Origin of the sequence: Shewanella sairae, from assembly GCF_023283535.1 — a bacterium.
In the GTDB taxonomy this organism is placed as follows: Bacteria; Pseudomonadota; Gammaproteobacteria; order Enterobacterales; family Shewanellaceae; genus Shewanella; species Shewanella sairae.
The window spans coordinates 36,596-49,099 of record NZ_JAKILT010000030.1; the positions used below are offsets into that span (position 1 = coordinate 36,596).

Here is a 12,504-nt window from a genome sequence, read left to right on the forward strand (position 1 = left end):
CACAGCTAAATCATAATCGTCTTTGGCTACATTAGAAGTGATAGTTTGTTCTTCGTTATTCTTTTTGGTTATTAAAGCGTTTGCTGTTATTCGTAAACGTCAGTTATGCGCAATGCAGAGCATGTTAACATGATGTAACTTACATAGAATACAAAGGGTTGTCTCCCACATATTGCCAAGTATGCAGCCTAATAACCAGTGTTAAAGGGAAGTGATTAATGAGTCAGCAACTGTGGTCATTTTTCTGGATAAAACTCGCCATCAAGCTGCATTAGAATATCAGTCTGCTGAGGCTAAAGATGTTAACTTCTCTCTCAATAATGGCGCAGATATTTGACATTAGTAATACCGTTTTTTATCAACACGGGGTAAGCTGTTGCTTATAAACGCATAGAAACAATATGCGGTAGGACTATATTTCCGAAACTGCAGCAAATCTAGCTAAAGTAAGTTCTGACCGATAACGCTAATAAAAGGTTGGTTAGCTAGATGGGTAGGCGACTTCGGAAAGAGGAGAGCAGGTTGCGAATTTTAGTGGTTGAAGATAGCAAAATGGTATCTCGAGTAATGCGACATTTACTCACCCAAGAGTTAAATTGCGAGGTTGATGTTGCGCCAGATATGCACAGTGCTAAAGCGTTATTAGCTGAGCACGACTATTTCGTTGCGATTACTGATTTAAACTTACCCGACGCGCAAGAAGGGGAAATCGTCAAATTTGTTTTGGCTAAACAGATCCCCTGCATTGTATTAACCGGTAGTTGGGATGCAGAGCAACGAGCCCGTTTGTTGTAATTAGGCATAGTTGATTATGTCTTTAAAGAAAACCGCTTTAGCTATGAATATACTGCGAAACTAGTTAAGCGCTTGCAGCGTAATCAAAGTGTTAAGGTGTTAGTTGCTGATGACTCTATGGTGAGTCGTAAGTTTATTCGTAGCTTATTGGAACAGCACTTATTTCAAGTTATCGAGGCTGATGACGGCATCGCTGCACTTGAAACACTAAACGAAAATCCAGACATAACCTTACTGATCACTGATTATAATATGCCAAGACTAGATGGCTTTGGTCTCATTATTAAAGTGCGCGAACAAAAGAGTCGTGAAGAGCTCGCCATTATTGGTTTATCTAGCGACGGTGATGAAAGTTTGTCGGCGCGTTTTATTAAAAATGGTGCAAATGACTTTTTGCAAAAGCCTTTTGTGCACGAGGAATTTCATTGCCGTGTGCTGACGACCTTAGATGCACTGGATATGGTGACACGTTTATGGGAACAAGCTAACCTCGACTACCTCACAAATGTGTTTAACCGACGTTACTTCTTTAATTTATATGAAGAGAAACTCAACCTTATTGCACAAAAAAAAGGTGTGTTAGCTTTGGCGTTACTCGATATCGACTTTTTTAAACAGGTGAATGACACCTATGGTCATGATGTGGGTGATGAGGTCTTAATTGAATTTGCCAAACGATTACAACATTCTTTTTCTCAGCACTTTACCGTAGCGCGCATTGGTGGTGAAGAGTTTGTGGTGGGCTTTAAAGGCTTAAATGTTGAAAAAGCTTATACGTTATTAGACCGTTTTCGAATGCAATTGGAAGTGACACCTATTGCAACCTCTAAAGGTTCAATTGATATCACAGTCAGCACTGGTGTCAGTGAGTTTAGCTGTGATGAAAATGTCGATGAGTTGCTTAACCGTGCCGATATAGGTTTATACGACGCTAAGGCCAGTGGCCGTAATGTGGTTTGTATCGCAGAGGGTAAACCCCAAAAAACATTTTAGATAGAAGCCAAAAGCAGCCTTAAGGCTGCTTTTTTATGCTAACTATTTGAAGGGGTTAAAGCAGCCAAGCGTAGCTGAGTTTCATGAAGTAGGTTTCTTCCGTTTTCATCAACGAATCAATCGCATCATCGGCTTTAAGGCCGTCAGAGTAACCTAAATAAAATACGCTTTGAGGATTGAGCTTATAGCCGTATAAAACTTCATTACCTAATTGCTGATATTGTGCGTTGGGCGTGCTGTATTTATATAAGCTAGTGTCGCGCTCTATATCTGTATAAACGCTCGAAACTCTAATAAAGTTATGGATATCGATATACCAACTGAGGCGTAAGTCACTTAAGTTCGCGGTAAATAATCGCCCTTCATCGACATCTAACGTGCGATAGACATGGGATAAGTCCATTTCAATGGAGTCGGTGATCTTCCAATTAACTCCAGGATTAAATTTGACTCGAGTTCCGAGTTGGTCGTTGGCAAAATCAATGTCATCACCGTAGTTAACATCCACTTCTAAAAACAGTGTGCGTGTCGGTTTTATGTTGCCGTAAAACCAGCCCATGGTTTCACTAAACATTTGAGTATTGCCATCAATGGCTAATGAGGCGCCATTATGGCGGCGACCGACGCGATCACGGGTAACCACTCCAAAGGTTGCATAACTTTGCCACTGACCATTTACTTGTACACGAGCCTCAGCTTCTTGCTCTAGTTTATCGCCAGCTTGATTATGGCTAATATCCCAGTCGCCGCTAAGTCGTACTTCGTTAAAAAAGCCAGATGTCGGATACCAAGTATAACCTGCGCCGGTGACAAATTTATTAAAGTCGACTTGATCGACAAAACCTAAATCTGCTCTGAAGTCCTCGCCAATCGAGATATATTGAGCAAGCGCATCCCAATTTCGAGACTCATACTGATACGAGAGCAAGTACATATCATCACTAAAACTACCCAGTTTTTGAGTACGTAAAACGCGTTCATTAACACCACAATCGTTTAAGTTACAATTTTGTTTGGGTAAACAGTCGTCGCTATTGCAAAATTCTTTAAATAGATCCGTTGGGTATTGAGTATCAGAAACCACATATTGCGCGATAAATGTATCACTATCTGTTGGCTGATACTTCGCGTCTACGCTGGTTACATAGTTATGGTAATCATCACTCTTTTTAGCGGTAACAAGGGCGCCAATTGATAGCGGCTTACCTAAATCTAAACGATAACGACCGGCAAAGTTATGACTTTTCTTATCTATGTTAGCGAGATCAGAACTTAAATTACCCGGCACTAAAAAATTGGTATGGGTGTCATCGGTAATCAAGGTCGCAAAAGTATGATCTCCGACCTTACTGGTTAACTTAAGACCGTAATCCGGCGCGCCGATATTACGGGTATGTAGCAAGTTTAAATGGGTATCAAAATAGTCTTTGTTATCGAGAAAGAATGCCCGCTTTTCTGGATAAAACAAGGCAAAGGTACTGTTAATATCCAGTTGACCAGCATCCGCTTCTACTTGTGAAAAGTCTGGATTAATGGTTGCGCTTAGTAAGGTATTGGGAGTGATCCCCCAGCGGACATCTAAGCTGGGCTCGATGTTATTATCGTTATCCCACTCACTGTTAGCGTTATGTGGTCGCTGACCATTGCGGTTAAGTACCAATGAAGGCGTGATTTGTAAGTCATTGCCTTGTTGGATATTTTCAAGCCCAGTTGCCACTCCTAGCTGACAAAGCTGGCAATTATTGTTGCGGTCAATTTGGTGGCTTGATAAACGGTGCTCTTCATTGCGGGGGTAAAAGCGAATAAACTCGATGCCCCAGGTTTGTCGATCTTTAGGATCAAAGTTAAGTACACGCAGTGGCAGTTCAATTTCTACTTGATAACCTGACTCTGTTTGCTTTGCAGCGCTATACCAAATGCCATCCCAAGCGTCACTTTCGCTACCTGTTAATTCGTTTTCAATCGAGTCCATTTGCACACCATAGGCATTAACAAAGAACTGATAAGCTAAGCGTGCATCGTTAAAGGTATCGAGTTTAATGCCGACTAAATCATCGCCCCAAACGCTGTCTCTATCACTTAAATTGGCACGGATCTGTTGTGGGTCAGGGTCGTTAGCGGTGTAGCTCAAAAACAAACTTGATTGTGTGGCAAAGATTTTCACTTGAGTTTGCACTGGCGCGGCAATGTTTTCACCAGGATTAGTTTCAAAATCAATCGTTGCAATAGCCGCTTGTTGCCACTGACTTTCATTAAAATCACCATCAATGTCGACAGCGCCCTCGATGGTAGGAATTTGAATTGAAAATTGCGATGTTTCGCCGGCGAAAGCATAGGAAGAACAGTAGGCACTTACCAATAGGGCTAAGGGCAAAAAGCGAACTTTAATCATTTGTTATCCATGTTGTTATATTGTTGCGAGCGATTGTGCCAGAAATGAGAGGTAGATCAGATAGTCGTTAGGGGAGGTATTGTTACAAAACTTGTCGATTTGAAGTGAGTGATGCAGAAGTCGGCGTTGAATTTATAGTAAAAAAGCCATGCATGGGCATGACTTTTTTGTCAGCATTGCGTTTAATGCCTAGTCTGGGGCAATCGCATCATTTTTATAAGCTGTGCGATATTTATCGACCCACATTGCAGTTGCGCCACAAATAGCAACTGGCATGACCACAAAGTTAACAATCGGGATCATTGAAAAAAGTGTCACTGCAGCACCAAAACTAAAGCTAGAGCCCTTAGTTTGGTTGAGCGCAAATTTCATATCATTAAATGGCACTTTATGGTTATCAAATGGATAATCGCAATATTGAATCGCCATCATCCAAGCGCTGAATAAGAACCATAAAACAGGCGCTATAGTTTGACCGATAAAAGGAACTAAAAACAGCAATAAGAATACAATTGCTCGCGGCAGGTAATACTTAAGCTTAGTCCATTCTCGACCCAGAATTCGTGGTAAATCTTTTATTAAATCAATGTTGCCGCCAGTATTGAGTGTTTTACCTGTTAGCTGTTGCTCTACTTTTTCAGCAAGTAAGCCGTTAAAAGGTGCGGCGAGCCAGTTCATGACTGAGCTAAAGATAAATGACATAACAACCAGTAGGGTTAATACCGCTAACGGCCATAATATAAAGTTGAGCCAGCTTAAATATTCAGGTAATTGTGCTGATAGCCAAGCAAAAACTCCCTCTAGCTGACCAATGGCGAAGTAGATAAGGCCTGCAAACAGCAGTAAATTTATGGTTAGCGGAATAAAAACGAATCTTCTGAGGCCGGGTTGTTTGATTAACCCAAAGCCGTCGAGAAAATAATTAACACCGCTTTTTTTTTGTACTTGATTGGTTTTATTCATAGAATTATTACGTTGTTAAGAAAGCGCATTAGTACGATTGTGAGTCAGTCGGTATTTAATCACAAGTTAAAAGCGCTTAATCAATAATAAAAAGCGTTACAAAATGCAGTCAGCTTTGGTAAAGTTAGCCGGTTACAAATGTGATTACTGCAAAGCTTGAGCTTACATTTGAGCCGAATTGGTGTAATTTGTTACCAGTTACGTGTTTGATATATTACCCCTCAACTAAAATCGCTAATTCCTAGCGAGGAAATGACTACTAACGGCGCCATGAGACTTAAACAGATTAAACTTGCCGGATTCAAGTCATTTGTCGATCCAACGAAAATACCTTTTCCTAGCGCATTAAGTGCGATTATTGGACCAAACGGCTGTGGTAAATCTAATGTCATTGATGCTGTGCGTTGGGTATTAGGTGAAAGCTCTGCTAAGCATTTACGCGGCGATTCAATGGCCGATGTCATTTTTAATGGCTCAACAGCAAGGCGTCCAGTTTCAGTCGCCAGTGTCGAGTTGCTATTTGACAATCAAGATGGCCGTTTAGCTGGACAGTATTCCAGTTATCAAGAGATTTCTGTGAAGCGCCAAGTGAGTCGAGATGGTGACTCTAACTATTTTCTCAATAGTCAAAAGTGTCGTCGTAAAGATATTACCGATCTCTTTATGGGAACCGGGTTAGGGCCGCGTAGCTATGCCATTATTGAGCAGGGCACCATTTCACGCCTGATTGAATCTAAGCCACAAGAGCTTAGGGTATTTATTGAAGAAGCGGCAGGTATTTCACGTTACAAAGAGCGCCGTCGTGAGACCGAAAACCGTATTCGTCACACTCGTGAAAACTTAGCGCGTTTAGGGGATATTCGCTCTGAGCTAACAAAACAGTTAGATAAACTTGCGGAACAAGCTGAGACCGCAAGACAATATCGAGAGCTAAAACAAGCTGAGCGCAAATGCGACGCTGAATTGTCGGTATCGCGTTATCACGAACTGACGCAGCAAACCGCTAAGATAGATACCGAACTCGCAAAACTTGAGCTGCAACAAGCGAAATTTCAGGCCAAACAACAAACTTTAGAACTTGGTCTTACAGAGTTAACCTTAAAACTTAATGAGTTAGATAACCAAGAAGCCCAGCAAGTTGAAGTTTTCTATTTAACCAAAACCCAAATTGCTAAGCTTGAGCAATCGCTTAAGCACCGCCAACAGCAAGATGAAAGCCTAAGTCAGCGTTTACAAGAGTTAACAGCGCAACTCGACTCCTACAATGCATTACTTGCGGCGGATAAAGCCAAACAAACTCTTCTACTCGCAGAGCAAGCAGAGGCGCAACCTAGTGCCAGCTTACTGCGTCAGCAATTGGCTCAAGCCGATAGTGAACTCGCGAGTGCTAATGAGCAACTTGAACAGCTTAATGAAGAGTTAAGTGCCTTAAACGATGCGCATACTCAAGCTAATTTAAAGTTTGAGATGAATCGCAATCAACTTAGCCATAATCAATCAGACATAGATAATAAACATAAGCTGGTGGCAAGGCTTACAGAGCAAGTACAAACTTCTGCGGCTGAATTGGCGCAAATAAAGGCGCAAGATCTGACGCTGCAAGTTAATGAGCTTGCCAGTGTTATTGAGCAAGAACAAGAGATCTTAGATGAGCTCAAGTTTCAGTTTGAGGCCAAGCAGCAGCAAGAGCAATCTCTTGTGGTTGAACAGGATAATTTAAAGGTAAAGCTTGCCGATGAGCAGGGACGGCTCTCAGTCGTCACACAATTATTACCCGCGGAGAAAGCCAGTCAACAAGATGAATTATGGCAGGTGCTTGAAGTCACTGCTGGCTGGGAAAGCGCAGTCGATATTTTGTTGTCGAGTCTATTAAATACACCAGTGTTACCTGCTGATGGAGCTGAAAGTTTGTCTTCTGAGCATGGATTTTTAGCCGGCTCTACCGATAATGGCGTGATTAAAGCGCCCGTAAACTTAGCGCCTTGGCTGAATCACGTCACTTGGTTAACAAACCTTGAGTCGGCAATGTTACAACGCAGCTCGCTTGCAGCGGATCAACTTATTGCCACTGCGGATGGTTATTTAGTGGGCATCGATTTCATTATCGAGAAAACCCAAGCAACGGGCTCTATTGTTGAGTTAAAAAATGAACAAAGTGCATTGCAAGCAAGTGTGGCGGATAGTCAGCAGGCGTTAGAACAGTTAAATGAGGTATTAGCTGAGGTTAAACAAAGCTTAACTCCGTTAATGTCACAAATTCAGCATAAGCAGCAGTTTATTCAAACTCAGCAAATCGAACTGGCGGGGTTTAGCTCGCAATTGCGCTCTCAGCAGCAGTCTATTAATGAAAATGCAGCCCGCTTGGCACGCAGCCAACAAGAACTCGTTGAAGCGAGCCAGGAGTTAGAACAATTACAAATGAGTGTTGTTGAGCGCAATAGCTTACAACAACAATTAAACACAGAGCTGGAGCTGTCACTCGCAGCCAAAGCACAGGGACAACAGCTAAAAGCGTTAGCCTATGAGCAAGTAGCCAAGTTAAAACCTCAACGCCTGCAGTTAGATACCAAAGTCAGTCAAATCGCAGTGAGTGAGCATCAATTGTATACTCAGCTAATGTTGGTTGAGCAGCAAGTGAAGCAACATCAACAGCGCTTAACTGAATTGAAGCATAACGAAACCCAATTGCTTTTGCAGTTAGAGGCAAAAGATAATGTATTGCAAGAAGGCGAGACACAACCGCTGCAAACGCAATTAGAGCAGGCGCTACACGCTCAACAAATACAGCAAGAAGCCCTAACAGTGTTAAGGCTGCAACAAGCAGAGCTTCAGGAACTGTGCGATAGTGCAGGAACAAATAAAAAACAACAGCTTGCGAAGTTAGAAGACTTGACTCAATCTACCAGCACGTTAAAGTTACGTCGTGAAGGGTTAAAAGGCCAAATAGATAGCCAGCAACGGCTACTAAATGAACAAAGTGTTGATGTTGAACAAATATTATCAACGTTAGATGATAAGAAGACCACATTGTGGCGCCAGAAAGAGCTTGAAAGACTTAAAGCTAGAGTGGCAGATTTAGGCGCGATTAATTTAGCGGCTATTGAAGAGTTTGAACAACAAAATCAGCGCAAGCTCTATTTAGATAGCCAAGATGACGATCTTAATGCGGCGCTAAACAGTTTAGAAGAAGCCATTCGCAAGATTGATAAAGAAACTAAGAGTCGATTTAAAGAAACCTTTGATGAAGTGAACGCCGATCTCGGTTTATTGTTCCCTAAGGTTTTCGGTGGTGGCAGTGCATACTTAGCTTTAACCGATGATGACCTGTTAGAAACTGGGGTTAGCATTATGGCCAGACCACCAGGTAAGAAGAATAGTACAATTCACTTACTTTCTGGTGGAGAAAAAGCGTTAACCGCTTTATCATTAGTTTTTGCAATTTTCAGACTGAATCCAGCACCTTTTTGTATGCTAGATGAAGTTGATGCACCTTTGGATGACGCCAATGTCGAACGCTTTTGTCGTTTGGTAAAAGAGATGTCTCAAACTGTGCAATTTATATATATTAGTCACAACAAGATCACCATGGAATTGGCCGATCAACTTATCGGTGTGACTATGCATGAGCCAGGTGTATCACGCATTGTGGCTGTTGACATAGATGAAGCGGTGGCATTAGCTGACGCTGGATAAACATAAGAAATACAGGGTAACCAATGGAAAATTTGCAGCTGGTATTGCTTCTAATCGGTGCGATAGCGATTATCGCCGTACTTGTGCATGGTTTTTGGTCGATTAGAAAGCAGCAGCCTAAAGGATACAAACAAGGCGCAATGGCGGATATTAGCCGTGAGCGTCGTGATGCTGATGGTTTTGATTATGACGGCATTGGCGAAGTTCGCGTAATTAAAGCCAATTCAATGGATGCTGCAGCTATCCCAGAACATGAACCTAAGGTAAGTGTTGCTGAAGAGGTAGATAATTCCTTTGAGCTTAGTCAGGAGCCTCAGGCTAAAGTCAGCAAGACCCGTGTAGAACCTTCGTTATCAGCAGAGGCGCCCGGTTCTACTAATGAAGAGTTACCACTACAAGCATCATTATTTGCGACTGAAGAGCAGGTTGAAGAGCTTGCGGCAGCAGTGGTTGAGCCAACACCGACTCAAGAGTCTGTGACCAAAGTGACGCAAGAAGAAGAGTTAGCAGATCCTCGAGATGTGCTAGTGCTACATGTGGTGGCAAAAGACGGTGAAGAACTTAACGGAGCAGAGTTGCTACCTTGCTTATTAACATTGAACTTCAAGTTTGGTGAAATGAATATCTTCCATCGTCATGAAGATAACGCGGGTACAGGTAAAGTATTATTCTCTATGGCTAATATGGTTAAACCTGGCGTATTTGACCCAGATAGTATGGAACAGTTCACCACCCAAGGCGTAGTACTGTTTATGACATTACCTTGCCATGGTGATGCCTTAATGAACTTCTCTATTATGCTTAACTCTGCTCATCAAATTGCTGATGACTTGGATGGTGTTTTGCTTGATGGTGGTCGAGATGAGTGGCTTGAAAGCACTAAGCAAGATTATATTCAGCGGATCAGAGCACAGATTTAGTACAGGTTTAACCCGTATATGTTTTTTAAAGGCCGCAGCAGCGGCCTTTGTTATTATTTGGACATTAAGATGCAAGCTATTGAAAATGAAATTGCTCAGCTAACAGCTGAACTTAATCAGCATAACTACCGTTATTATGTGGATGACAGCCCGTCAATTCCCGATGCCGAGTACGACCGCTTATTACATAAGCTTAAAGCCTTAGAGACCGAGCATCCGCAATTTTGTCTAGCTGATTCACCAACCCAAAGAGTGGGCGGCCAAGCGCTAGCTAAGTTTGAACAGATCCAGCATTTAAAACCCATGCTTAGCTTAGATAATGTTTTTGACGAAGCTGAATTCAGCGCATTTAACCAACGTATCGTCGATCGCACTGGTAAAGATTTGAGCTATTGCTGTGAGCCAAAGCTCGATGGCTTGGCGGTGAGTATTGTTTATCGTAATGGTGTATTTGAGCGTGCGGCGACTCGCGGCGATGGTCAAACCGGTGAAGATATCAGTGAAAATGTTCGTACGATTAAATCGATTCCTTTAAAGCTACGCGGTGACAATTTACCTGAATTAGTTGAGGTGCGTGGTGAAGTGATTATGCCCCATAAAGCGTTCGAAGCGCTTAATGAGCGTGCTCGTGCTAAAGGTGAAAAGCTATTTGTTAACCCACGTAATGCAGCGGCGGGAAGTTTGCGTCAGTTAGACAGCAAGATCACCGCCAGCCGTGCTTTAGGTTTTTATGCGTATGCACTCGGGGTTGTAGAGCCTGAAACTTGGGCGCTTGCCGACAGTCATTACGGTCAGCTTGAGCAATTGCGCTCATGGGGCGTACCGGTAAGTCAAGAAGTGAAGGTATGCAGCTCTGTGGCTGAAGTGATGGCCTATTATACTGATATCCAGCAGCGTCGTAGTGCTTTAGCATTTGAGATTGACGGTGTGGTGATCAAAGTTAATCAAATTGCTCATCAGCTTTCGCTTGGCTTTGTGGCGAAAGCGCCGCGCTGGGCAACAGCATTTAAGTTTCCAGCACAAGAAGAGATGACGCTGCTTGAAGGCGTTGATTTTCAAGTGGGACGTACAGGTGCCGTAACGCCTGTAGCACGATTAAAGCCTGTATTTGTAGGTGGTGTAACAGTATCTAATGCAACGTTACATAATGCCGACGAAGTGTCGCGTCTAGGCGTTAAGATTGGTGATACCATTATTATTCGCCGCGCAGGTGATGTGATCCCACAAATCGTTGCCGTAGTCGCCGAAAAGCGCCCTGATGATGCAAAAGATATTATTTTCCCTGCGCTTTGTCCTGTATGTGAAAGTGAAGTCGAGCGTGTAGAAGGTGAAGCCGTTGCGCGTTGCACCGGTGGTCTATTTTGTGAAGCACAACGTAAAGAGGCAATTAAACACTTTGCTTCACGTAAAGCATTAGATATTGATGGTATGGGCGATAAAGTTGTTGAGCAACTGATTGATAAAGAATTAGTTGGCAGCCCTGCAGACCTGTTTAAATTGACAGCCTCTGCATTAACGATGTTAGAGCGCATGGGCATGAAGTCTGCAACTAAATTGGTAGCGGCGATAGAGGTTGCTAAGCAAACGACATTCTCACGCTTCCTTTATGCATTAGGGATCCGTGAAGTGGGCGAGGCTACTGCAGCAAACCTTGCTGCGTACTTTAAGACTTTAGATGCACTTAAGTCAGCAGATGCGGAAACCTTTATTAAAGTGGACGACGTGGGCACGATAGTGGCGGCTCACCTAGGACACTTCTTTGCTCAGCCACATAACCTTGAAGTGATTGATAAATTGATTGAGGCAGGTGTTCACTGGCCTGCTATTGAAGAAGTTGCTGAAGAAGACTTATCACTAAAAGGGCAAACTTGGGTGTTAACAGGTACCTTAACCCAGCTTAACCGTAATGATGCCAAAGCGCAGTTGCAAGCTTTGGGGGCTAAAGTGGCTGGCAGTGTATCTAAAAATACTGATTGCTTGGTTGCTGGTGCGGCGGCAGGTTCTAAATTGGCTAAAGCGCAAGAGCTAGGGGTAAAAGTGATTGATGAAGACGCATTAATTGCTATCTTAGGTTAACGTTTACATCTAGCACTACATAAGCTCTCTCGCATTTCTGTAGGGAGCTTTTTTATAAGCTTTATTGGCTAGCCTTTCAAATAATCCTTGAAAACGAATTAATCGCCTCCACATCTGTTACAAGTCTTGTTGGTTGAACCTTAAACACTAAATTTAAATAAGTAGGGAAACTGTGAATTTTAGCAATATCACTTGGCTAGATGATAAAGGCCACGTAAAGCCACCGCTTATGCTGTATCTATTATTGGTGTTTATCGCTCGAGGTTGGTGTGTCTTTATTGCATCACTCACACAAGCAAGCGATAGAGCTGCATTGGTCGAATTGTTCTACCCTCATAAAAGTGATTTCCTTATGGCTTTGGCGGCGGGGGCTGGTGCACTCTTAGTCTATGGTGCCATTATTGCTGAGCGAAAGCGTAAACCCGCTTGGGTAAGACCTGTTTTTCCTTATATGAAAGGGCTGATAGTTTTGTTATTGATGCTTGATGGAGGGCTGCTTATTCAGCGAGTGTTACATTCCTACTATGTTTACAGTTGGAGTATGGGGCTTGATGCATTGTTTCTTTTTTGGAGCGGTTTATACCTTTATAAATCGAAGCGCTTAGCTTTGTACTTTAAAGATTGGCAAGAAAAAGAATAAAAAAAAGACGCTGCAAGCAGCGTCAAACGGAA

Annotated in this window: 6 protein-coding genes and 1 pseudogene; 5 read left to right on the plus strand and 2 right to left on the minus strand. The window is 42.7% G+C overall.

Going from position 1 to position 12,504, the window contains the following annotated elements; all coding sequences use genetic code 11:
• Positions 1-522 precede the first annotated feature (522 nt).
• A pseudogene (locus L2748_RS13535) lies at positions 523-1,788 on the plus strand (diguanylate cyclase).
• Between the two features lie 55 nt (positions 1,789-1,843).
• On the opposite strand, the gene L2748_RS13540 reads toward L2748_RS13535, so the two are convergent.
• Together L2748_RS13540 and cysZ are read right to left on the minus strand one after the other, a co-directional pair.
• Complete coding sequence (locus L2748_RS13540) at positions 1,844-4,180, minus strand: carbohydrate binding family 9 domain-containing protein (RefSeq protein WP_220781772.1); 2,337 nt, start codon at positions 4,178-4,180, stop codon at positions 1,844-1,846.
• 189 nt (positions 4,181-4,369) lie between these two features.
• A complete protein-coding gene (gene cysZ / locus L2748_RS13545) occupies positions 4,370-5,143 on the minus strand; it encodes a sulfate transporter CysZ (protein ID WP_220781773.1) in 774 nt (257 codons plus the stop codon).
• A 270-nt stretch (positions 5,144-5,413) separates the two neighbouring features.
• On the opposite strand from cysZ, the gene L2748_RS13550 reads away from it, so the two are divergent.
• The 4 genes from L2748_RS13550 (at position 5,414) to L2748_RS13565 (ending at position 12,472) form a co-directional block, all read left to right on the plus strand.
• Positions 5,414-8,836: a chromosome segregation protein SMC gene (locus L2748_RS13550; protein WP_220781784.1), complete on the plus strand. Its 3,423-nt coding sequence runs from the start codon at positions 5,414-5,416 to the stop codon at positions 8,834-8,836.
• A gap of 23 nt (positions 8,837-8,859) precedes the next feature.
• Complete coding sequence (zipA, locus tag L2748_RS13555) at positions 8,860-9,756, plus strand: cell division protein ZipA (protein WP_220781774.1); 897 nt, start codon at positions 8,860-8,862, stop codon at positions 9,754-9,756.
• Positions 9,757-9,825: 69 nt separating this feature from the next.
• On the plus strand, positions 9,826-11,832 hold the full coding sequence (ligA, locus tag L2748_RS13560) for an NAD-dependent DNA ligase LigA (RefSeq protein ID WP_220781775.1): 2,007 nt from the start codon (positions 9,826-9,828) through the stop codon (positions 11,830-11,832).
• A gap of 172 nt (positions 11,833-12,004) precedes the next feature.
• Entirely contained in the window at positions 12,005-12,472 is a 468-nt protein-coding gene (locus L2748_RS13565) for a DUF2919 domain-containing protein (protein WP_220781776.1), read from the plus strand.
• Positions 12,473-12,504: the final 32 nt, after the last annotated feature.

Coding starts and splice junctions, on each gene's coding strand:
- L2748_RS13540 (WP_220781772.1), bottom strand. CDS start 4,180: ATGATTAAAGTTCGCTTTTTGCCCTTAGCCCTATTGGTAAGTGCCTAC.
- cysZ (WP_220781773.1), bottom strand. CDS start 5,143: ATGAATAAAACCAATCAAGTACAAAAAAAAAGCGGTGTTAATTATTTT.
- L2748_RS13550 (WP_220781784.1), top strand. CDS start 5,414: ATGAGACTTAAACAGATTAAACTTGCCGGATTCAAGTCATTTGTCGAT.
- zipA (WP_220781774.1), top strand. CDS start 8,860: ATGGAAAATTTGCAGCTGGTATTGCTTCTAATCGGTGCGATAGCGATT.
- ligA (WP_220781775.1), top strand. CDS start 9,826: ATGCAAGCTATTGAAAATGAAATTGCTCAGCTAACAGCTGAACTTAAT.